23 protein-coding genes are annotated in these 20,936 nt (G+C 40.6%); 2 read left to right on the top strand and 21 right to left on the bottom strand.

The annotated features are described in order from the left end of the window. Positions 1-294: 294 nt before the first annotated feature. The 6 genes from IGI94_RS02510 to IGI94_RS02485 all read right to left on the bottom strand — a co-directional run bounded on the left by IGI94_RS02510 (position 295) and on the right by IGI94_RS02485 (position 4,644). Complete coding sequence (locus IGI94_RS02510) at positions 295-978, bottom strand: hypothetical protein (protein WP_438899389.1); 684 nt, start codon at positions 976-978, stop codon at positions 295-297. A gap of 472 nt (positions 979-1,450) precedes the next feature. Further along, positions 1,451-2,155 (bottom strand): response regulator transcription factor, encoded by a 705-nt coding sequence (locus IGI94_RS02505; protein WP_438899388.1) that lies wholly within the window; start codon positions 2,153-2,155, stop codon positions 1,451-1,453. Positions 2,156-2,524: 369 nt separating this feature from the next. Continuing rightward, on the bottom strand, positions 2,525-2,908 hold the full coding sequence (locus IGI94_RS02500) for a hypothetical protein (protein WP_438899387.1): 384 nt from the start codon (positions 2,906-2,908) through the stop codon (positions 2,525-2,527). A 41-nt stretch (positions 2,909-2,949) separates the two neighbouring features. Beyond that, a complete protein-coding gene (locus IGI94_RS02495) occupies positions 2,950-4,071 on the bottom strand; it encodes a replication initiation factor domain-containing protein (RefSeq protein WP_438899386.1) in 1,122 nt (373 codons plus the stop codon). Positions 4,072-4,204: 133 nt separating this feature from the next. Next, complete coding sequence (locus tag IGI94_RS02490) at positions 4,205-4,351, bottom strand: hypothetical protein (RefSeq protein WP_438899385.1); 147 nt, start codon at positions 4,349-4,351, stop codon at positions 4,205-4,207. 32 nt (positions 4,352-4,383) lie between these two features. Beyond that, positions 4,384-4,644: a hypothetical protein gene (locus IGI94_RS02485; RefSeq protein ID WP_074401752.1), complete on the bottom strand. Its 261-nt coding sequence runs from the start codon at positions 4,642-4,644 to the stop codon at positions 4,384-4,386. A gap of 205 nt (positions 4,645-4,849) precedes the next feature. Between IGI94_RS02485 and IGI94_RS02480 the strand changes: the two genes are divergently transcribed. Next, positions 4,850-5,371 carry a helix-turn-helix domain-containing protein gene (locus IGI94_RS02480; RefSeq protein WP_311780441.1) on the top strand — a complete coding sequence of 174 codons (522 nt, stop codon included), beginning with the start codon at positions 4,850-4,852 and terminating at the stop codon, positions 5,369-5,371. Between the two features lie 39 nt (positions 5,372-5,410). Then, on the top strand, positions 5,411-6,574 hold the full coding sequence (locus IGI94_RS02475; RefSeq protein WP_438899384.1) for a tyrosine-type recombinase/integrase: 1,164 nt from the start codon (positions 5,411-5,413) through the stop codon (positions 6,572-6,574). 93 nt (positions 6,575-6,667) lie between these two features. Here the strand turns inward: IGI94_RS02475 and sufB are convergent, their stop codons facing one another. The 15 genes from sufB to IGI94_RS02400 all read right to left on the bottom strand — a co-directional run bounded on the left by sufB (position 6,668) and on the right by IGI94_RS02400 (position 20,778). Beyond that, positions 6,668-8,059 carry a Fe-S cluster assembly protein SufB gene (gene sufB / locus IGI94_RS02470; RefSeq protein WP_005232103.1) on the bottom strand — a complete coding sequence of 464 codons (1,392 nt, stop codon included), beginning with the start codon at positions 8,057-8,059 and terminating at the stop codon, positions 6,668-6,670. A gap of 29 nt (positions 8,060-8,088) precedes the next feature. Continuing rightward, on the bottom strand, positions 8,089-8,583 hold the full coding sequence (sufU, locus tag IGI94_RS02465; protein WP_005232105.1) for a Fe-S cluster assembly sulfur transfer protein SufU: 495 nt from the start codon (positions 8,581-8,583) through the stop codon (positions 8,089-8,091). Then, positions 8,561-9,805 carry a cysteine desulfurase gene (locus IGI94_RS02460; RefSeq protein ID WP_128489715.1) on the bottom strand — a complete coding sequence of 415 codons (1,245 nt, stop codon included), beginning with the start codon at positions 9,803-9,805 and terminating at the stop codon, positions 8,561-8,563. Before IGI94_RS02460 ends, sufU begins: the two co-directional genes overlap by 23 nt. Continuing rightward, complete coding sequence (sufD, locus tag IGI94_RS02455; protein ID WP_142973964.1) at positions 9,802-11,106, bottom strand: Fe-S cluster assembly protein SufD; 1,305 nt, start codon at positions 11,104-11,106, stop codon at positions 9,802-9,804. Before sufD ends, IGI94_RS02460 begins: the two co-directional genes overlap by 4 nt. Before the next feature lie 13 nt (positions 11,107-11,119). Next, the gene (gene sufC, locus IGI94_RS02450) at positions 11,120-11,893 is read right to left on the bottom strand and encodes a Fe-S cluster assembly ATPase SufC (RefSeq protein ID WP_005232112.1); all 774 of its coding nucleotides are present in this window, start codon (positions 11,891-11,893) and stop codon (positions 11,120-11,122) included. A gap of 305 nt (positions 11,894-12,198) precedes the next feature. Beyond that, positions 12,199-12,549 (bottom strand): type II toxin-antitoxin system PemK/MazF family toxin, encoded by a 351-nt coding sequence (locus IGI94_RS02445; protein WP_086332985.1) that lies wholly within the window; start codon positions 12,547-12,549, stop codon positions 12,199-12,201. Beyond that, positions 12,542-12,766, bottom strand: a complete 225-nt coding sequence (gene mazE / locus IGI94_RS02440; protein WP_422706597.1) for a type II toxin-antitoxin system PemI/MazE family antitoxin — start codon at positions 12,764-12,766, stop codon at positions 12,542-12,544. The genes IGI94_RS02445 and mazE overlap by 8 nt, the downstream gene beginning before the upstream one ends. Positions 12,767-12,952: 186 nt before the next feature. After that, entirely contained in the window at positions 12,953-13,495 is a 543-nt protein-coding gene (locus IGI94_RS02435; RefSeq protein WP_086332983.1) for a GNAT family N-acetyltransferase, read from the bottom strand. Between the two features lie 61 nt (positions 13,496-13,556). Further along, the gene (locus IGI94_RS02430) at positions 13,557-14,213 is read right to left on the bottom strand and encodes a DUF624 domain-containing protein (RefSeq protein WP_086332982.1); all 657 of its coding nucleotides are present in this window, start codon (positions 14,211-14,213) and stop codon (positions 13,557-13,559) included. 11 nt (positions 14,214-14,224) lie between these two features. Further along, the gene (locus IGI94_RS02425) at positions 14,225-15,097 is read right to left on the bottom strand and encodes a carbohydrate ABC transporter permease (RefSeq protein WP_086332981.1); all 873 of its coding nucleotides are present in this window, start codon (positions 15,095-15,097) and stop codon (positions 14,225-14,227) included. A 13-nt stretch (positions 15,098-15,110) separates the two neighbouring features. Further along, the gene (locus IGI94_RS02420) at positions 15,111-16,013 is read right to left on the bottom strand and encodes a carbohydrate ABC transporter permease (protein WP_005232126.1); all 903 of its coding nucleotides are present in this window, start codon (positions 16,011-16,013) and stop codon (positions 15,111-15,113) included. 86 nt (positions 16,014-16,099) lie between these two features. Further along, entirely contained in the window at positions 16,100-17,371 is a 1,272-nt protein-coding gene (locus IGI94_RS02415; RefSeq protein ID WP_034857867.1) for an ABC transporter substrate-binding protein, read from the bottom strand. Between the two features lie 45 nt (positions 17,372-17,416). Continuing rightward, the gene (locus IGI94_RS02410) at positions 17,417-18,568 is read right to left on the bottom strand and encodes a glycoside hydrolase family 88 protein (protein ID WP_438899383.1); all 1,152 of its coding nucleotides are present in this window, start codon (positions 18,566-18,568) and stop codon (positions 17,417-17,419) included. After that, positions 18,552-20,393, bottom strand: coding sequence for a DUF2264 domain-containing protein (locus IGI94_RS02405; protein ID WP_438899382.1), 1,842 nt, complete (start codon positions 20,391-20,393; stop codon positions 18,552-18,554). The genes IGI94_RS02410 and IGI94_RS02405 overlap by 17 nt, the downstream gene beginning before the upstream one ends. Further along, complete coding sequence (locus IGI94_RS02400; RefSeq protein WP_074535302.1) at positions 20,356-20,778, bottom strand: hypothetical protein; 423 nt, start codon at positions 20,776-20,778, stop codon at positions 20,356-20,358. The genes IGI94_RS02405 and IGI94_RS02400 overlap by 38 nt, the downstream gene beginning before the upstream one ends. Positions 20,779-20,936: the final 158 nt, after the last annotated feature.

Genomic DNA, 20,936 nt, shown 5'->3' with positions numbered 1-20,936 from the left:
TTTCAAAAATAAAAAAGGGGAAATTATACTAAAATAAGCACAACATCCCTGTAAAAAGTAGGTTTCTATTTATATCTCTCATTTTTTTTGATACTTGATTTTATACTTTCCAATAGTCGAATAATTTTGTATAAACTAAACAAGCTTAAAAAAATAAAAACTGTTAAAAATAAATAGAAAAAAATACCTAGATATAGTGATAGTTCAGCACTCATAGAAAAATGACTCCTTTCTCAAATATAAATAGAGTTGAGAAATATTCAATTAACTACATATTATCTCAACTCTAATCGATTATAAATTATGATCTAACCAATAAGTGTCATTACCAACTCTAAAATACAAATATTTTGTAGAAGTTCCCCCTGGAAGTCCTGGCCAATTAACTGTCCATTGTCCCTTTATTCCTCCATAAGCTGAATAACCAGCTTGTTCTTGAGATCGAAAAACTCCATTATTTATCCATGTCCATGTTCCAGAACCATCGACCGTAGCACCGTATACTCTGTCTAAGCGATCATAATTTCTTTGAAGATTTTGAAAATCTACTTTGTAACTAACTTGTAATCCAATCATTCCAGAATTGCCTGATACTCTCATTCCTTTACATACTGCATACCCGGATCCTGTTTGCCAACTGCCACCCGAACTACCTGCTCCAAAAGTTTGAGAGATTGGCTTCATTGTTTCCATAACTTTATTTTTATCAACTAATTTACCATATTCATCAAAAAATTTAGCATCAGTAAAATCCATGGTTAATACTGAAACTTCTTCTGAATTATTATTTTTATACAACTCTAAATTAGAAACGGTTTTTATTTCAATAACATAAGGGGTTATTTTTTTTGAAGATATAACATAGTTGTTTGGAATTGGTTCATTGCTCTCAGCATAAACTATAGAACCTAAAAATAGACTTGTAATAGAAGAAAGTAAAATTAATGTACTCATAATGATTTTTACTTTTGGTTTCATGAATATCTCTCCAATCACTATATTTTTTCAAATTTTTCTAGCCAATAAAGATAGTAGCTTTATGCTGTATATAAAATAAAACATTTTCTTTATTAAAACTTGTAAAAATAAGAAATTTTGAAGCAAACATGCAAACTAGGATTTTAAAATAATTGTCACCCTCTTTCTCAATTATTTTACAACTGTGGCACCTCCTTTTATTAAAATCAGTCATATGCAAAACACTTATAGATGTTTTAGGAATATGACTAATCCCTTTTTTTACTTTTATTTATAAAAGAACCAACTCTATAGGATAAAATAATTTTTTTAAAAACTGTAAGTATTTGAATGTTAATTAACATCAAATACTTTTGAAGATATAGCCTTTTTACTTCATAGTCAGTAGATAATTTTTAGAATCATTTTCTTTTCAACCAAACTTAGCAATTATTACTGAACATGTTGAATCGTAGTTTGTTAAAATATTTGATTAATTAAGACATAACATGTACCCTCTAGAGCGTACAGTTTTAATAAAAACAGGAGACTTTGGATTTTTTTCAATTTTATTCCTTAAGTGGAAAACCACATTAGCAACTTTATATTTTAGCTCGTTCTTATTTTGTTCAATGGTCCATACCTTCTCTATTAAATCAGCATAACACACAGTTTTGTTGGCATTATCATTTAATACATATAAAATTTTAAATTCTATATTGGTTAAACCCACTTCTTTTTGTCCACCAATTAGTACGCTGCGATTTTCTAATATCAGCTCTATGTTATTTGACAAATAACTCTTATTTTCAAATTTCTCTTTAGTAATTTGAGAAGTAACTGAATAACAACGATTTAATAAATTAGTTAAAGTAGAACAAAACTCATCAGGATCTATTTCGATAGAGAAACATGCTTCCACACCTAATTGTAGATAAACTTTATTGTATTCAGAATTTTTTTTAGATAATATATACATCGGAATATCTCTATTTATAGTACTTTTTTTTAGTTCAATTAGTTGACAACATGTTTTCGGCATTGAACTTTCTTCAATTACTATAGCTCTAATTTGTGAATCTACGTTAAAGACTCCTTTCTTCATTATTTCTTTTGTAGCCCAACCTTTCTCCGTTAAAAATTTGAAATGACTATTTTCTTTTAAGTCGATTAAAGATAACACACCAATTGTATACATTCTAATCTCTCCTAAATTTATTTTTAGTTCTAAAGGTATATTATTTTTATTATCCATTCTTTTGGTAAAGAGTAATTTCTTTGAATATTTCACTTTTCTATTATCATTATGTATAACTGACTGATAAATATTGTAGTTTTATTTTTCTGTTTTTTCATAAATAATTAGCAAAAAAACATGACTCTTTCTATTACATTTTAATTTTATCATAAATATTTCTTTTTTATTATTTTGTTATTGTCAGCGTTAACAAAAACACAATAACGATTACTATTACATAAAAATAAAAGATTCATTATCAATAAAAAGCTATTTAAACCATCGATATGGTGTAAATAGCTCTATCTTAATTAGCTTATACTCATATTACTACTTCTGAACATCAATCAACTGAATTTTATCTGCTTTAAAATACATCGGATTCCCAATCATAGAGGGCTCCAAGTTCATAAATTTACATTTGACACTCTCTCGTTTCAAAATTTCTTTATTCGTAATCGGATTGTCTAAACTATTCACTGTCACTTGAGTCGCTTTTTTTCTGTAATTACCTTCTGTGATCGTCACCGAATATTTATACCCAACGATTTCATCCGTATTGAATTTTCTTGGTTGACCATCTTGTCCCATAATCGTTTTTCCTTGGTCATTTGTTCGTTCTTCTGTCGCAAACTTTGGTGTCACCTCATCTAATTCAAAAATAGTTCCAATTGCTGTAAAATCAAAATCTCTCATATTCAACATTTTTGCCATGTGTCGTCATTTCCCTTCATATTTGCTATAATTAGTTTAGTTTATTTTGGTGATCGTTCCATCTTTTTGATGGAGCGATTTTTTGTTTTGTTCTGAATCAATGGAATTAAGTCCATTCGTTGATGTTGTGTGACAAAATCAATCAACTTCTCAGCCAATTCTGGAGACCAAACGTAATGTTCTTTTTTACCTATAAGCTTTGGTTGGATGGGTAATCCATGATTAACCAAAAAGTAAATGGCTTGTGTCACCGCAAATCCGCCCTGATATTGATACCAATTTAAGGTAGAGTCAAATGATGACTCTTCAACCCGTCGATGAATGACAGGGATGATCGTTGGTTTTAAATAATCTTGCCACCAGCGACACACTTTTTTATACGAAGTATCACTATAAAAAGTTAGTTCTGTTTGAATAAACCCTCGTATCAAGTTGGTTAGTTCTTGTTCCTTTGTCAAATAGGCAAGTGTCCCAAATAATTGATTGGCCGTATTGTGACGCGTTTCTGCTTCTAACCGGACAGTTGGTGCTTGTTCAAACAATTTTTCAGCTTCTTCTCCACTCAATCCTTTTGTTAATTCTTTTGCTTTCTCATAGAAACGAAACAAGCATTCAGACCCACCGGCTCCAATTTGTTGCGTTTTGGCACGCGTTTGCTTATCAAATTCACTGTCAACGAGCTTTGTGGTTCTTCCTTTTGATAAAAACTGCTTTCGTTTCACCTTCCCTACAATCAAATCTAAACTAAAAAAAGGAGTTTGATTATAGTCATCTAAAGCTAAATCCATCCGTTTTACTTCAAATGTAAAATCTGTATTTAGAGATTGCTGGTGGAATCGCCAGGCAAGTGTTTGAAAGGCAAGCACTGAAGTGTCAGAAGCTAATAATGCCCACTCATACATCGTACAAGCTTGTCCACTCATAATGAGCGTTCCACGTTGATACGATTGTTCTGCATCGTGATACGTATAATATTTGATTGTGCCACAGCTATAGACCACATCGTATTCTTCATGCTTTAAATAAGCAAGTTGCTCAGAAACGCAATCTAGGCTAATTTGAAGCAACTGTGAAAATAGGTCTTCCCAATAAATGTTTTGGCAAACAATCTGTAACCAATCAATTTTTCCAAGTACATTTTCTGTCATCGTTGCATCTTTCATCTCTTTTTTCACCTCCTTCAAAATTTGTTTTTCTTTTCAATTTTTAAAACAAGCCATAAACCTTATTAAATCAGTCATTTTCACTATTGATTGCTCATTCATTTGGTATTTTTTTTAAGGATAGAAGGTGCTGTTAGAAAGACACCTTCTGCCAATCCAGAATCTGGCGTCCCTCAAAACCAGAGGGTTGCACGTATTCGTATCCACCCTCTCGCTCATTGGCTACTGCCAAGCGAGAGCCTGAACGACTACGGCAATCCGCCAACCCGATTCTGACCATTCAATGGTTACTTCACACCTATGTGCCCCAATTTATTGCTGATACGCTAATAACCATTCTCTTACCGCCTTCTTACTGTAAAGCACCATACCAGACTCTAACCGTATTTCAGGACAGCCATGTATGACCCAATCCTTTAAGGTATTTACGCTCACATCGAAATGTTCCGCGCAGTATTTTTGTTTGAGAATATCTCGCTCTTCCTTCGCACTGTTCAATGCCTCTTTCATCATCGCATAGGCATGATGATAGTTTTCCTTCTGCCAATCTAAAAGGGTCTCTTCTATTGTCAATTTTCTCACCTCACTTTCCAAACGAGTTTACAAAGAAGGTTATTTAGTTTTACTAATAAAACTTTAAATTCTTTGTATATACAAAATACACCTATATTAATAAGATGTCAACTAAAATTTTAAATTTTAAAGTGTAAACTTTTATGACTATTTTTATTGCTTTTTTTGACTACATAGTTTACACTGTAACCAAGAGGTGATAAACATGATTGAAAATTTTGGTGGGAATGTTGCACGACTAAGAAAAGAGCGTGGGTATTCTCAAGAACAATTAGCAACAAAAATTGGATTGAACAAACAAACGATTTCAAATATCGAGCGTGGTGTTCGGTACCCAACTTTTGAAAGCTTGGAAAAAATTGCGACAGTTCTCAAGGCAAATGCCACTCAACTTTTTGGAACAACACAAGAGGTAGCTATTTCTGATACTGAGAGCGTGATGGATCGGATTGATGATTATGATGATCGCGTTCAAACAATGATGCGTTTTGCGAAAGTATTTGATGAACACTATCTCGAAGAAATTGATGAAGCATTCAAAAAAACGGAATACATTTACCAAATGTTCTCGGAACAACCACTTTACGATGAAGAGGGTAAGCTTGTACTAAACGAAAAAGGGAATACTGTTTTAAAACCTTCTTTCTTTGAATCCATTCCATTTGATGAAATTGATTCCTTAGTCAAAAAAATTGATTATATTAAAGCCAACCAAGATTTACTTTAATTTTCTTTCCTATGTGCCCCACACATAAAGGAGAAAAAAATGGCTAAATTTATACAATATCAAAAAAAGAACGGCAAGAATGCTTGGCAATTTCAGGCATATTTAGGTACTCATCCTGTTACAAATGAACGTATTAAAACTACTAGACGAGGATTTAAGACAAAAAAAGAAGCCCAACTTGCCCTATCCCGTTTGCAAGTAGACTTTGAAAAAAACAATCAACAATTGACAACCAATAATTCAATTACGTTCAAAGAACTATATGATTTATGGTTAGAGCAATATCGATTAAAAGTGAAACCATCAACAGTAGCAACTTCTCGACGGTTTATTGAGGATTATTGCTTACAACATTTTGGAAAACTAAAACTCAATAAAATTACTGTTTCTTATTGTCAAAAAATTGTTAATTTATGGCATTCCAAATATAAACAGTACCATTACTTTAGAAAAGTTGTGGGTCAAGTTCTTCAATTCGGTATTCAAATGGAAATAATTGACAGTAACCCAATGCGAAAGACTCAGCTTCCTCGAAAAATAGAAGTAGAACAATTTCCAAATTTTTACACAAAAGCTCAATTAGAAACTTTTTTCACCTGTTTAGAAGATCATATTGAGTCTTCTGGTCGAACAAGTACTAAACTTCTTGCTTTCTTCAGGTTATTAGCTTTTACAGGAATGAGAAAATCTGAAGCTTTGTCTCTTCAATGGAGAGATATTGATTTATTCAATCAAAAATTGACTATAGGAAAAACTCTTGCCTTGGATGAAGATGGCAAAATCATTATTCAAGAACCTAAAACTAAAAGCTCTCAGCGAGTTAACATGTTGGATCGTAATACAATTTTAATTCTTCAACAATGGCGCTTAAACCAAAAAGAATGGTATTTAAAAGCTGGTTACAATACTTCAAAAGAAGACCAATTTCTTTTCACGAATAAATTTAACGAATTATACTATCCTCAAGCTCCAAATGATTGGTTGTACAATATTCTTGAAAAATATGACTTACCTAAAATTACATTACATGGTTTTCGTCATACTCACGCTAGTTTGTTATTTGAGTCAGGAGCAAGTATCAAGGAAGTACAAGAACGTTTGGGACACAAAGATGTTAAAACAACGATGAATATTTACGCTCATGTTTCTCCTGAAAAAGTAAAAGAAACTGGCGAAAGATTCGCATCATATGTTAATTTTTAACATGGCATTCAAAATGGCATTCAATTGATTTTTGACAGCACAAAAAAAGCTCTAAGTACTGATATATCAATACTTAGAGCTTGTGTTCAAAGGCTATCCAACCGAGCCTTCCATCTCATAACTAATCAACCGGTTCAATTCGACTGCGTATTCCATCGGTAATTCTTTGGTGAATGGTTCGACGAATCCCATGACGATCATTTCGGTTGCTTCGCTTTCGGAGAGACCGCGGCTCATTAGGTAGTACAGTTGTTCTTCTGAGATTTTGGAGACTTTGGCTTCGTGTTCTAGGGACACCTGGCTGTTGTGGATCTCATTGAATGGGATGGTATCGGATTTCGATAGGTCATCCATGATGATAGTGTCACACTCGATATGGGAGATAGAGCCTGCGCTCTTCTTGCCGAAGGTGACTTGTCCACGGTAGTTTACTGCACCGCCGTCTTTAGAAATTGATTTTGAGACGATGGAGCTGGAGGTATTTGGTGCGTTATGGATCATTTTTGCACCAGTATCTTGGATTTGGTTGGCACCTGCAAAGGCAATGGAAAGCATCGTGCCCCGTGCGCCTTTGCCATCAAGATACACACTTGGGTATTTCATGGTTGTTTTGGCACCTAGGTTGCCATCGATCCATTCAACGGTAGCACCTTCTAAGGCTTTGGCCCGTTTGGTTACTAGGTTGTAAACGTTGTCTGACCAGTTTTGAATGGTGGTGTAGCGGCAGTAAGCGTCTTTTAGGGTAAAAATTTCAACGATGGCTGCGTGCAAACTATTGCTTGAATAGGTTGGGGCGGTACAGCCTTCAACATAATGGACGCTGGCGCCTTCGTCAACGATGATCAATGTGCGTTCGAACTGACCAGTATTTTCGGCATTGATTCGGAAATAGGTTTGTAATGGCACATCGACACGAACGCCTTTTGGTACATAGATAAAGGTACCACCTGACCAAACGGCTGAGTTTAAAGCAGCAAGCTTGTTATCGGTTGGTGGGACTAATTTTGAGAAGTATTGTTTGAACAGCTCAGGGTATTCCTTCAAGGCTGAATCGGTATCGGTAAAGACGATGCCAAGTTTTTCAAACTCTTCTTTCATGTTGTGGTAAACGACTTCTGATTCGTACTGGGCAGAAGCGCCAGCCAGGTATGCCCGCTCGGCTTCTGGAATACCAATGCGCTCAAAGGTCTCTTTGATTTTTTCTGGTACGTCATCCCAATCACGGGCAGGACGATCACTTGGTTTTTGGTAATATTTGATGGCATCAAAATCGATGTCAGACAGGTCTGGGCCCCAGTTTTGCATGGGCATCTTGTTGAAGGCTTCAAGAGACTTCAAGCGGAACTCAAGCATCCATTCTGGCTCTTGCTTGACCCGTGAGATTTCACGGACGATGTCTTCGGTCAATCCTTCGCCGGTACTAAAAACAGGCTGCACGTCATCGTGGAAGCCAAATTTATATTCTTCTAATTCGGGTACACCCATGGTTCTCACTCCTTTTGTAGTGCGGTTGTCTATTCGCTGGTTTCTTCAGTGTCAGATTCATTGGCGTGGCTGTGACTGACAGATGCTTGTGTACTGTCAGCAGCAATGGCTTTTTCTAATGCTTTCCAAGCTAAAGTCGCACACTTGATGCGTGCAGGAAACTTCGCCACACCTCCAAGCATGGAAGCATCGCCTAAGCGATCGCTTTGGGGAATGTCGTTTCCTTGGACGAGCTCAGAAAACAAGCCTGATAGTTCACCAGCTTCTGCTAGTGTCTTACCGATAATCGCATCCCCCATCATGGATGCACTGGCGGTACTGATGGAACAGCCTTCGCCAGTAAACGCGATATCTTTGATGGTGTCTCCTTCGACAGCGAGCTCCAAGTGGATCACATCGCCACAGGTAGGGTTATTCAATTCGACTTTGTACGTTGAATCATCCAAGGTGCCTCGATGATGTGGGTGGCTGGAATGATCCAGAATGACTTGTCGATACAAATTATCTAATTTCGTTAGTGCCATGTTGGAAAAACTCCTTCGTCAGCTTGATGGCGTCAACCAGTCGATCGGCGTCCTCTCTTGTATTATACAGGTAAAAGCTGGCCCGTGCAGTCGCTGGGACTTGCAAATAGCTCAAGAGGGGTTGGGCACAATGATGACCTGCCCGTACCGCGATGCCTTCCATGTCTAAAGCGGTGGCAACATCATGAGGATGGATGCCTGCTAGATTAAAGGCGATCACTCCCGTGCGTTTTGCTGCTTCTTGGGGGCCATAGATGGTCAAGCCTTCAATGGCTTGCAGTTTTGGCAAAACGTAAGCAGCTAAGTCTGCTTCATGGGCGTGGATGTTTTCTAAGCCGATTTCTGTTAAGTAATCCACCGCTGCACCTAAACCGATCGCACCGGCAATATTTGGTGTACCAGCTTCAAATTTCCACGGCAGTTCTTTCCACGTGCTTTCTTGCAGATGGACAAAATCGATCATTTCACCGCCAAATTCGACGGGCTCCATCTGATCCAGCCATTGCCGCTTGCCGTACAAGACACCGATGCCAGTTGGTCCGCACATTTTATGGCCAGAAAAGGCATAGAAATCACAATCCAGTGCTTGGACATCAACTGCCATATGTGGAACAGCCTGAGCACCATCCACCACCATGACGGCTTGGTGCTGATGCGCCAATTTGGTTAGCTCCGCAATCGGATTGATCACGCCTAAAACATTGGAAACATGAGCGATCGAAACGATAGCGGTTTTTTCTGTGATCTGTTTCTTGGCATCTTCCATGTCCAAGGTGCCTTCTGGCGTCAGCTGGATATATTTCAAGGTAGCTTTTTTTCGGGCTGCTAATTGTTGCCAAGGGATGATATTGGAATGATGTTCCATATAGGAAATCACGATTTCATCGCCTTCATTGACAAAACGGTCGCCGTAGCTGCGGGAGACCCAATTTAAACCAGTGGTCGTCCCTCGAGTAAACAGCACTTCCGCCGTTTCGTTCGCATGGATAAAGCTGCGCACTTTTTCCCGTGCGCCTTCATAGGAATGGGTCGCCCGTTCTGCGAGGGTATGGACCCCACGATGAACGTTGGCATTGTCTTGATGGTAATAATCGGTGATCGCCTGCAGCACCGCCTCTGGTTTTTGCGTAGTGGCGGCATTGTCGAGGTAGATCAATGGTTCGTCATTTACGAGCTGATCCAAGATGGGAAACGCTTGTTTCACTTTTTGGGCATCGATCATGCGAGCAACTTCCCTTCGATAACGGCAACCAATTCTTGTTGCACTTCTTTGACTGGGATCGCGGTCAAGACGGATCCTAAGAAACCACGAATCACCAAACGTTCCGCTTCTTCTTTGCGCAACCCACGACTCATCAAGTAGTACATTTCTTCTGGATCGACCCGTCCCACACTGGCTGCGTGTCCGGCTGTTACTTCGTGCTCATCGATCAAAAGGATTGGGTTAGCATCGCCACGGGCTTGGTCTGAAAGCATTAGGACACGGCTTTCTTGTTGCGCGTCCGCTCCTTTGGCTCCTTTTAAAATGTGTCCGATACCGTTAAAGGTTAAGACGCCGCGTTCTCTGATAACGCCGTGTTGCAGGATATGACCAATGGAATGCGGTGCTTTATTGGTGACGCGGGTATCGATCCCTTGTGTTTGGCGTCCAGCACTGATTGCGACCGCTTTGACTTCCGAATGCGCGCCTTCGCCTACAAGATCAGAATCAAAGTCTGCCACGACGTCGCCGTCATTCATGACTCCGATCGCCCAATCTACCATCGCATCTCGTAATACGTAGCCGCGACGATTCATATACGTAGTAATGTTGACACCTAACTGATCAATCGCAGAGAATTTGACCTTCGCGCCTGCTTTGGCAATTACTTCCACTACGATATTGCCTGACAGTTTTTTCGCTTGGTCGCCTTTGGTTTGGAAACGTTCCAAATAGCTGAACTCACTGTGCTCATCAGCAACGATCAAAATGTGTTTGAAGAAATGCGCTTGACTATTGCCATTGTGATAGAAAATCGCTTCAAGGGGTTCTTCGATCACCACGTTTTTTGGTACATACAAGAACATGCCGCTATTCATAAACGCCGCATGTGCTGCGGTCATTTTGTCTTCGTCCATTGGCACTGCTTTGGTCATATAGTATTGATTAACCAACTCTGGTACTTCTTTCATTGCTGTAAACAAGTCGGTGAAGATCACGCCTTTGTCAATCAGCTCTTGCGGTAATTGCTCAAAGATGGTGGTGTCATCAAACTGAACGAGAGTCGGATGGTTATCCATCGCGTCAAAGGCGGGAACTGCGCCTGCCACTTCTTCTTCTGGCAAAGCGTACTCACCAGCAAGTGCTTGTTCGTCGATATTGAACAATGGCCAACGCTCGTAACGCACCCGCTCGATTTTTGGAAACGCAAGTTCATCCACTTTCGCAAGGGCTGCTTGGCGTAATTCCAACATCCATTCAGGCTCTTCTTTTAACGCTGAAAAAACGTTGACTTGTTCAAGATAATCCTGTAATTTTGCCATTTACCTTGCCTCCTTACGCTTCTTCTTCTTTGTAGTCGATCCCTAACTCTTTACTGATCCCAGCATAGCCTTCTGCTTCTAGGCGTTTAGCTAAATCTGCCGAACCGGTCATCACGACACGGCCTTCCATCATGATATGAACCACGTCTGGTGTGATGTAGTTTAACAGACGTTGGTAATGGGTGATGATCAAAGCGCCAAAGCCTTCACCGCGCATTTCATTGACGCCTTTTGCTACGACTTTCAAGGCATCGATATCTAGACCAGAGTCGATCTCATCCAAAATCGCAAAGGTTGGATCTAGCATCAACAATTGTAAGATTTCATTTCGTTTCTTTTCTCCACCAGAGAAGCCTTCATTCAAATAGCGTTCCGCCATTTCTTCTGGCATATTCAATAAATCCATTTTTTCATCTAATTTTTTCAAGAAATCCATGACAGAGATTTTGTCGTCTTCGTCACGTTTGGCATTGATCGCTGCCCGCATAAATTCCGCATTGGTGATGCCTGGAATTTCACTTGGGTATTGCATCGCCAAGAACAGACCTAAACGAGCCCGCTCATCCACTTCCATTTCCAAGACATTTTCGCCGTCGAACAAAATTTCCCCTTCTGTCACTTCATAATTCGGGTTACCCATGATGGCAGCGGACAAGGTTGATTTCCCTGTACCGTTTGGTCCCATGATGGCATGGATCTCTCCAGTTTTTAACACTAAGTCAACGCCTTTTAAGATCTTTTTATCTTCGATTTGGACGTGTAGATTTTTGATTTCTAAAACTGACATTTCTTTCCCTCCAGTATCTTTTCTTTCTCACTATTTTAGACTAATTGAGAATGAACTTCAAACGCTATTCCCGACTTTTTTAAAATATTTCTAATCTGTACATTGGAATTATTATAAAGTATTACATAGAGATAGTACATGGTTATTGTTCAGAAAGTCGACTATTTTTGAAATTTTACTTTTATCTTTCCACTATCTTCTTTTCTCTATTGTTGAAACCTTGTATTCTTAGGAAATCAAAGTGAAGGACCCTCACTCGTTTTTTGTGAGGGTCCTTCACTTTTTCCATCCTGCTGTTTTTTTAACTATAATGGAAAATTAAAGTTCATCATAAAATGCTGTGCAACGTTAATCATTTCTTTTTTTGATAGTTTCCCTAAAATTTCAATCTTTCTACTGCCACGCTCGGAATAATCTAGCGTATAAACTTGCTTTGTATTTACTTTACTCCCAGGTTTCAATTTATCGTGTTGAATATCGACAAAGTAAGGACGCTTCCTATCTGTACTCGTTATTGGACAAACAATGATCAAATTTGAGGTGTAAATGTACTCATCCCTGCTGATGACTAAAGCAGGCCTGCGCCTTTTGGTTTCACTCCCTTTCGAGGGATCAAAATCAATAAATACAAGAGTCCCTTGTTCGATCCTATTCATCAAGCTGCTTGCCTTCAACAATAAAATCAGCAGCTAGCATATCTTCTTCATCAACAAATTCTTTCTCTTTAGCAGCTAAAAAATAATCATCGATCTTAGGAATCAAGGAAATCGTACCATCGTCTTCTTTGCTGATAAAGTAGGTCTTACCAGCAGGAATCTCAAACTTACTTGCTAGCGTGACCATTACCGCATTTCCTTGCTTTCTTGTTTTCACTGTATCCAAAACAATCACCTTTCCTTCATAACATATATAGTCTATTTTACCACGTAATTACTGTAATTACAAAATACAGCTAGGAGAGCAGCCCTTTTTTTACTAGGTACTTTACTATACGCAAAATGCATCTGATCAATCATCAACAACGAAAGAGGACACGAAAAAATTTCGTATCCCCTACCTTCACTTCTGCTGTGCCCATTCTTCTCGCAAGATGCCATACTTGATGGAATCATAATAGGTGCCTTCCCAGAAACGGACTTTGCGGATCTGGGCTTCTTTTGTCATCCCTAGCTTTTCTCCTAGTTTCATCATGCGGTGATTACCGGACCACGTGGTGTACCCGACTCGCTGGATATGAAGCTGTGATTCAAATAAATCATTGATCCACTGGCGAATTGCTTGGCTGCCAATGCCTTGATTCCAAAGGGAAGCATCATAGATGGCTATCCCGAATTCCAACCACTGCTGCAAGGTATTGTCTTCCCAATAAGCGGTAGCGATCCCTACGATTCTTCCTTGATAGCTTATCGCTTTACGTAACGGGTTGTCGATACAGCTAGCGCCAAACCCCGTTCGAAATTCTTCCCACGTCAACACGGGGTCTTGGAAATACGGTCCGTCCCATTTTTTCCATTCTAAATCTGCCTTTGGTCCATAGCTGATCGACCAAAGTTCAGCAATCATTTCTTCCATAATCGGTTGAAGTGTGACTGTTTCTGCCATCTTCAAGCCCCCCCTTTCTCCTAAAAAAAGTCGTCTCCTTTATTCGTAGACGACTTTCTTTCTATTTTATCTGAAATTTCCGTAAATTTAAATAAAGGAGTCCGAAAAAAAGGACTGGAAAAAGAGTAAAGCCAAATTGCGGCTTCAAAATCAAGGCGACAAAAACGGCAACAAACAAACAGGTTGCTAACAAACTAGAAGGCCATTTTTTCAAAGTGAAAAAAAGTGCGGTACGCAGGACATCTTTCTTAGCGGCTTTTGGATTACGCACTTGGAAGTACCACGCGTTGATACTAAGAGCTATGGAAAGCATTCCTAACAAAAGAAAGAAAGGAACGAGCCATTTGCCACTTTCAAATTGAACCGCAAACAGAATATCCACGATCGCAATGACACTTCCCAACCAGCCGATGAGCCAATAGAGAAACCCGCGCACGGCAAAGGTTCGTAAAAAGCAGCAGAAATCTTTTACTGGATCGATGTCTTTGTGTTCTGCAAAGCGATCGATCGCAGCCAGGAGGCTGATCATGCTTGGCCCAATCAGCAAGAGTGCCAATGCAAACCAAAGGAGGTTTCTAGGATCGACTGCCAAGAACATTGCCGTGAGGGTGTAGGGTGTATTCACGACCCAAAAACTGATATTCAGGGCAAAGCCAATATATAGCCAGCGGAAGATCCGCATGTAAAGATTGTTTTCAAAGGTAGGTTTGGTAAACATGATTGATCACCTCAATTTTTCATTCCCGAAGTAGCGATTCCTTCTACGAAGTATTTTTGCATTGCTAAAAAGACGATCGCTACTGGCAAAATGGAGACCACAGATGCTGCCATGATCAGGGCGTACTCGGCATCATATAAGCCGACAAACATTTTCAACCCTAACTGAATGGTTTTGTTTTCGGTTGAGGAGAGGTAGATAAATGGTCCCATATAATCGTTCCATGTATTGACGAAGGTGATGATGGTCAGACTCGCTAAAGCGGGCTTCGTCAGTGGTAGAATGATTTTTCGATAGATCCCCCACTCACTCAAGCCATCGATCCGCGCACTTTCACACAGTGAATCAGGAATACTACTATAGTATTGTTTCAACAAAAAGACGCCAAAGGCACTGAAAGCTTGTAAGAGGACCAAAGACCAAAGCGTGTCTGTCAGCCCAAACTGGCGCATCATGATGAACTGAGGAATCATATAGGATTGCCAAGGAATCGCAATCGTACCGATGTATGTCAGAAACAACAGGTCGCGTCCTTTGAAATGCATCTTTGAAAACCCATAGGCCGCAAAGCTAGAGGTAAACAATTGGACCAAGGTAATGATAATGCTCAAAAATGCTGTGTTCTTGAAAAAAGTTAGCAAAGGTATGCGATCCCAGATCACCGTATAGTTTTCTGGGTGCCAACTTTTTGGAATCCATTGGATCGGTACGCTAAAAACATCGTTATTGGTCTTAAAAGAAGCAGAGATCATCCAAAGAAACGGGATCAGTGTCACTAACGCGAGAAATGTTAATAAGAGAATCAAGGAGACACTGCCGATCGACAGCTTGGCTTTTTGTTTTGGTTTGGCTTGAACATTCTTTTTACTCAGTGTATTTTCCATCGGTACTCCCTCCTTACACCCGTTCTTGTCTTTGGTTCCACTTAAACTGGATCACCGTGATGCCCAAAACGATCACAAACAAGACCATGGCGATCGCAGACGCGTAACCAAAATTAAATTTCACAAACGCTTCGTTGTAAATTTGATACACCAAGACATTGGTGGCTCGACCGGGTCCGCCGGCAGTCATGACTTGGACCAAATCGAAGATCTTGAAACAGTTTATGACCAGCATGATCGAAACAAAGAAGGTCGTTGGTCGTAAGGACGGCAACGTCACGTTGCGAAACTGCTGCCACTTGTTGGCCCCATCGATCGAAGCCGCTTCATACAATTCCTTTGGCACACTTTGTAGCCCTGCCAAGTATAAGATCATGTAATACCCCATGCCACGCCAGACGCTGACTATGATGATCGCCGTCAAAGCCCAATCAGAGCTGGAGGTCCAACCAGGAGGATTTTCAATAAAAAATTTCAAAAACTGATTGATTGGTCCCATCGTTGGGTGAAACAACATGTTCCACACGACAGCGATCGCAACTAACGAGGTGACATAAGGAAAGAAGAAGGCAGTACGGAAAAACTTCATTCCACGTACTTTTTTATTCAATAAAATCGCTAAGCCTAAGGAACATACTAACGTTAATGGAACGACGCCAATCGTATAGAGAAAGGTGTTCTTTAACGAGATCCAAAAGGTGTCGTCCCCTAGCATTTTGCTGAAATTTTTCATTCCCACAAATTCAGGCGAACTAAAGGAATCCCATTCCATGAAAGCCAGAATCAATGAGAACACAACTGGCACTAAGGTAAATAAGAAAAAGCCGATAAAGTTCGGTGCAATAAAAGACAGCGCGGTTAGCGTATTTTTGCGTTTCAACTTATTGGCTGCTTTTGATTTTGAGGTTATTTCCATATTTGTCTCCTGCTGCTTGCCAGCAGGCCCCCTTTCATTAATAAAGAGAAGGAACTTTTTTGCCCAAGTCCCTTCTCTCGTTAGGACTATTCGGTTTCAGATTTCACCCTTTTTTCCATATTCGCAATGCCTTCTTTTGGTGTTTCATCCCCTACAAGAATCAAGTCATGTTCTTCTTGCAAGATTTTGTCGATCGCTGGTCCATTTTCATCGACAGGAAACTCGATCGCGACGGTTTCTGGATTGAAGGCTTTTTTCGATACTTCATCGGCGGGCATGCCTTCACGGGAGAAGTAAAGTTCATCAATGGCGTCAGTCTTATACGAAGGAACGACACCGACTTCTGCTAATACTTTGGCGCCTTCTTCACCAGAACAAAAGTCTAAGAATTTTTGTGCAGCTTCTTGATGTTTTGAATTTTTATTGATGGCAAAAGCAGTCGGAGAACCAAATGTCGTTACTTCCCCTTTTTCATTTTGCGGCATTTCCGCAATGCCCCACTCGACATCTGTCTTGCCATCGTCGATATTGGTCATCAACGCTCCCATATACCAAGTTCCCATGTACATCATGGCTGCTTTTTCATTTTCAAATTGTGATTGATACGTAACTTTCGTTGATTTTGCTGTCCCAAAGTCCATTTGCGCTTTTTCGTCTTGCATCCGCAATGCACGATCATAGTACGCTTCCAAGTAGTCGTATTGAGGATCGATCAAGTTGGCGCCATTTTGGGCAGCTGCGATCGCTTGGGTAGTGGAACGCCACGTGTGTTGATACGCACCATAAATTTGTTCGTCTGGTTTTGTTAGCTGCTTGGCAAGCTCCTCATATTCGTCCCAGGTGATGTTTGATGGGTAGTCTAAGCCTGCTTCATCGAACATTTTTTTGTTATAATACAAGACCCAAAAATCCGTCCGATACGGTTGTGCATAGGTTTTGCCTTCTACGTCATACATGTCATAGCTTTCTTGCGCTGGGGCAATATCCAATGATCCGATATGGTCGGTGAGATCCACCAATTGGTCCCGCAACGCATAATTAGAGTAAGAAAGTAAATTTTTCATGGTCAAAATATCTGTCGTATCTCCTGAAGAGAGCATCGTCGTCAGCTTGGTATCATAATCATCTGAAGCAATATCGACAGGTTCAACGGTAATGCCTGGATTCGCTTCTTCAAAGGCACGGAATAGTTTTTCGAATTCAGGTGTCGTATCGTAATTCCAAGTGGTTACGGTCAATTTGATGTCGCCATCTTCAGAAGCAGCGGAATCATCTGTCGCTCCGCCTCCACACGCTGCCAAGGCTGCGATCGTCCCAAACATCGTTGCTGCTAATAAACCTTTTTTCAAAAAGTGCATGTTCATTCCTCCATTAAACATTTTTTTAAAGGGTCGCCCCTAAAACTACCAATAGGAATACCAACTTTGTGACACCCGCATCAGCGCTTCCATATAATAATAATCGCCCCAGATCATGCATTCATCGACCCCTTTGAGGGAATTCTTGTCATAAACCCCATGCATCAAAAGTCCGTTTGATTCGGGATGGTCGATCGTTGTATAGTTTTGGGCTAACGACGCCAAGATCGCCAAGGCGTTTTCCTGATAGGTGGCTTGGTTTGGCTGCGTGATCGGTAAATGTTTCGCCAGTTCTAGCAATCCACAGACTGCGATGGCGGCGGCCGAACTATCCCTTTCTTCCTGACTACCATCGTTAAACACTAAATCCCAATAACTGACCTTGTCCGCCGGTAATTCAGCAATAAAGTAATCCGCAAGGTCTTGAGCAGTCTTCAAGAAACTGGTATCACCGGTGTAAAGGTAACTCAGCGTAAATCCGTAGATTCCCCACGCTTGCCCTCTCGCCCAGCAGGAATCATCGGCATAGCCTTGTTGGGTATTGCCGCCGATCGCCGCTCCAGTTTCAACGTCGAAGTAATAGGTGTGGTACGTCGTGGCGTTGTCTCGCACGATGTATTTCTGGGTCTGCTTGGCATGAGCATAGGCTGCTTGTTTGTAGGATTCATCCCCCGTCATTTGGGAAGCAAAATACAATAGCGGCAAATTCATCAAGCAATCAATAATGATGCGCCCCCGTTGTTGCGGATCATCGAGATTGCCCCACGCTTGAATGATCTGGGCTTTGGGTGAGTAACGGGCCATCAATAGATCGGCAGCGGCAATCGCGAGTTTTTTCGAAGATTCCCGTCCGTTCACTCGATAGTCGGCAATCGCAGTCAAACTATACAAAAACCCGATATCATGGGTTTCTAATCCAATTCTTTGGTTCAATCGTTCTTGGAAAGAGTGCAGCTGTTTTTCGATGGTTTCATCAAGTTCTGTTGATCCCGTCAGTTCTTTACTCAAAAACAACATGCCAGTCCAAAAACTCGCCGTCCAGTCATGGTTGGCTTCTGGTCGATAGACAAGCTGTTCACTTGCTGCAGGTGGGACCAACGTGTCAAAGGTCTTAGTATTCTTTCTTACTTGATTAACGGTGAAGTCGATTTGCTCGGCTACCCATTGTGATAGCTGTACGTCATAGCTGGTTTCCATTTTTTCCTCCTATTCGCTCAACCTGGATCATATGTCCGGATTGATTGATCGTAATGTTGTTTGTTGTCACTTCGACGGTCACTGCTTGTTCTTGTTCTTGTGGAAGCAAGCCGGTGACGAGGGAAACGAACAGGTGCTTTCCCGCTTGTCGTTGAGCAGTTAGATACGGCAGCCACGTTGCAGGATACAAGAGGTTCGTATTTGGCTCCGTTCGTAGGACATCGCTCGTTTCATAGCCAGCGATCGCCTCGATTTTCGAATAGCCGATCGATGTTCGTACCGCAGCGCTGCTTGCGGTTTTTTCAGTGATGGCAGTAGGCTCTTTCGGTGATGAAAATCCACCTTCATAGAAAGAAAGGGCGCGCTGAGAATTGATCTCGTGAATGCGAAGGTGACTGCCTATCAGTGGAATGATCGTTGTTTTTATCTTCACGTCTTCCCACGGATCCCATTCATGAATGATCCGATCAGGTAAAAGCTGATACTGGCGATCCAATCCTTTGGTGCGAAAGTAATGGTCATCTTCTGACAAAGCCAATGTGTTGTCATAATTTCCTTCATAAAACCAATAATTGCTCTTGGGCACGCTATTGCCAAACGTCGTTGAGTAGACAAATTTGCTATATTTGCTGCTGGCATGACTTTGATAGTTGATAAATTGTCCTGCAGGAAACATCAAGACATGCGTCAAGTCTTGATTGTGTTGATAAAAGTTCTTACTGATGGGATGAGCCAGTGTTCTTTCAGCGATCGCTAATGGCGTGGGAGTAGCTTGCCAATAGGGATGCTCCTTTGGTACCGCTAACAAAAGAAAGGTTTTTAACGCCCAATAAGGCGAACCTGGTGCATTGTAACCTTCGGCAAAGATCAGATTCTGGTACGAATAGCCGACCGTCAGTATCCCTTCGGAAGTAAAAATGTCTTGCTGCATCCACTGATGCAGGTGACGACTGATCAACCCCTTGATCTCTCCCCATGGCAATGCTTCAACATCCGCAAAAACCAATGCGCTGAAGAAAGAAACTTGCGCAAAGCGATACGTCAAACTTCGACCAAAAGGAACGGCGGCACCACCTGCTGCAAACCAATGCTTGAAGGTTCCAGCAAAATCGGTGGCTCGTTGTTTGAACTTCGTTGTCCTTTCAAGATCTTCAGGGACAAATCGACAGTACAGAAGACTATAGTAGTGGATCGCAAAAGATACATAATAATCGATTTGAGTGGCTACTCCGTCACAGTACCATCCTTCCCCTAAATAAAAGGTCTCGATCAATGCCAAGTCAGCATCGATTTTTTCTTGGGAAAATCTGCTGCCACAACGCTTCATGGCTACATTGACGAGAACCCGAAAGAAATGCCAATTGTTTGCGGGAATTTCTCGTTGATTGACTTGGATCAGCCACGCATGGAGATTATCTTTTTGGCGTTGGGATAAAACATCCCACGTTTTTTCCTTGTTTAATAGTAAAAAGGTACTTAGCGAAGCCATTTCCACGATTCGTTGGTCGAAGTCTTCCACAACACCCCAATAATCGGGACTCTCTGGATCTGTACCCGCAATAATTCCTGAGAGATAGGTTTCCATGAATGAATCTTCTTGCTGGGTTAGATAAGGCGCGAGTCCCCAAAGCGGTCGCAAGAACGCTTCAAGTTCCTGTACCTCTTTCTCATAGACAGTCCCATGGCTACCTAAAGCCAAATGACCGGGACGACTGCTTGCAAAAGCGGGTTTGAGTTGATCCATGATCGTTTTGAAGCCGGCTACTACATCTTCATAACTTTCAAATTTATTCTTTTTCAATTGCTGCAGCTTCTGTGATTGCATCCGCATCCTTCCTTTCAATCAATGTCGCTTTAATAAAACCATAATATTCTCCGTAGACCGTCACCACATCTTGCAGTTTCAGTTGTTGACTTTGTTCATTGAATACTTGGTACTGTCCAGCCGCTGTTTCTAGAATAAATCGATCCCCTTTCTCAATGTCTGCTGTTTTCGCATCACTCTTTACGATGGTGCCAGATAGCTTCACGAATTCATGCAACGGGACGACACCTTGCGAAAAATCTTCGTCAGAATAACAAAGCGCTCGTTCTTTTAATTGCTTTTCGCTGCTTTGGGAAAATGCTTGCGTCTGCGTTGCTTCATTTGGAGAACAAGCAGTCAACCCCATAAGTAGACCCAGGATAAATAACGAATTAATCCACTTCATTCATGCCACCCTCATTTTTAAAACGCTTTCTTCATTTCAAATCATACTTTTTTTTAGGAAAATAATCAATAGTTTTTCCTAAAAAAAGTAAAATTTTTACTTGAGGGCAATTTCTCTCTTGGTTTTTTTACTAAAAAGAAATATACTGAAGAGGAGAA

It is taken from the genome of Enterococcus sp. AZ149 (genome assembly GCF_051714285.1).
Taxonomy (GTDB): Bacteria; Bacillota; Bacilli; order Lactobacillales; family Enterococcaceae; genus Enterococcus_D; species Enterococcus_D entomosocium.
The sequence above is the reverse complement of the archived record's forward strand: the minus strand, read 5'-3'. Positions and strand labels throughout refer to the sequence as shown.

Excerpts from the sequence above, each read along its gene's own strand:
- IGI94_RS02430 (WP_086332982.1), bottom strand. The coding sequence starts at position 14,213 with ATGTTTACCAAACCTACCTTTGAAAACAATCTTTACATGCGGATCTTC.
- IGI94_RS02495 (WP_438899386.1), bottom strand. The coding sequence starts at position 4,071 with ATGAAAGATGCAACGATGACAGAAAATGTACTTGGAAAAATTGATTGG.
- IGI94_RS02400 (WP_074535302.1), bottom strand. The coding sequence starts at position 20,778 with ATGAAGTGGATTAATTCGTTATTTATCCTGGGTCTACTTATGGGGTTG.
- IGI94_RS02490 (WP_438899385.1), bottom strand. The coding sequence starts at position 4,351 with ATGGTCAGAATCGGGTTGGCGGATTGCCGTAGTCGTTCAGGCTCTCGC.
- IGI94_RS02420 (WP_005232126.1), bottom strand. The coding sequence starts at position 16,013 with ATGGAAATAACCTCAAAATCAAAAGCAGCCAATAAGTTGAAACGCAAA.
- sufB (WP_005232103.1), bottom strand. The coding sequence starts at position 8,059 with ATGGGTGTACCCGAATTAGAAGAATATAAATTTGGCTTCCACGATGAC.
- IGI94_RS02510 (WP_438899389.1), bottom strand. The coding sequence starts at position 978 with ATGAAACCAAAAGTAAAAATCATTATGAGTACATTAATTTTACTTTCT.
- sufC (WP_005232112.1), bottom strand. The coding sequence starts at position 11,893 with ATGTCAGTTTTAGAAATCAAAAATCTACACGTCCAAATCGAAGATAAA.
- IGI94_RS02435 (WP_086332983.1), bottom strand. The coding sequence starts at position 13,495 with ATGGCAGAAACAGTCACACTTCAACCGATTATGGAAGAAATGATTGCT.
- IGI94_RS02425 (WP_086332981.1), bottom strand. The coding sequence starts at position 15,097 with ATGGAAAATACACTGAGTAAAAAGAATGTTCAAGCCAAACCAAAACAA.
- IGI94_RS02415 (WP_034857867.1), bottom strand. The coding sequence starts at position 17,371 with ATGCACTTTTTGAAAAAAGGTTTATTAGCAGCAACGATGTTTGGGACG.
- IGI94_RS02480 (WP_311780441.1), top strand. The coding sequence starts at position 4,850 with ATGATTGAAAATTTTGGTGGGAATGTTGCACGACTAAGAAAAGAGCGT.
- IGI94_RS02505 (WP_438899388.1), bottom strand. The coding sequence starts at position 2,155 with ATGTATACAATTGGTGTGTTATCTTTAATCGACTTAAAAGAAAATAGT.
- IGI94_RS02410 (WP_438899383.1), bottom strand. The coding sequence starts at position 18,568 with ATGGAAACCAGCTATGACGTACAGCTATCACAATGGGTAGCCGAGCAA.
- IGI94_RS02475 (WP_438899384.1), top strand. The coding sequence starts at position 5,411 with ATGGCTAAATTTATACAATATCAAAAAAAGAACGGCAAGAATGCTTGG.
- IGI94_RS02405 (WP_438899382.1), bottom strand. The coding sequence starts at position 20,393 with ATGCAATCACAGAAGCTGCAGCAATTGAAAAAGAATAAATTTGAAAGT.
- IGI94_RS02460 (WP_128489715.1), bottom strand. The coding sequence starts at position 9,805 with ATGATCGATGCCCAAAAAGTGAAACAAGCGTTTCCCATCTTGGATCAG.
- sufD (WP_142973964.1), bottom strand. The coding sequence starts at position 11,106 with ATGGCAAAATTACAGGATTATCTTGAACAAGTCAACGTTTTTTCAGCG.
- IGI94_RS02500 (WP_438899387.1), bottom strand. The coding sequence starts at position 2,908 with ATGGCAAAAATGTTGAATATGAGAGATTTTGATTTTACAGCAATTGGA.
- IGI94_RS02445 (WP_086332985.1), bottom strand. The coding sequence starts at position 12,549 with ATGAATAGGATCGAACAAGGGACTCTTGTATTTATTGATTTTGATCCC.
- sufU (WP_005232105.1), bottom strand. The coding sequence starts at position 8,583 with ATGGCACTAACGAAATTAGATAATTTGTATCGACAAGTCATTCTGGAT.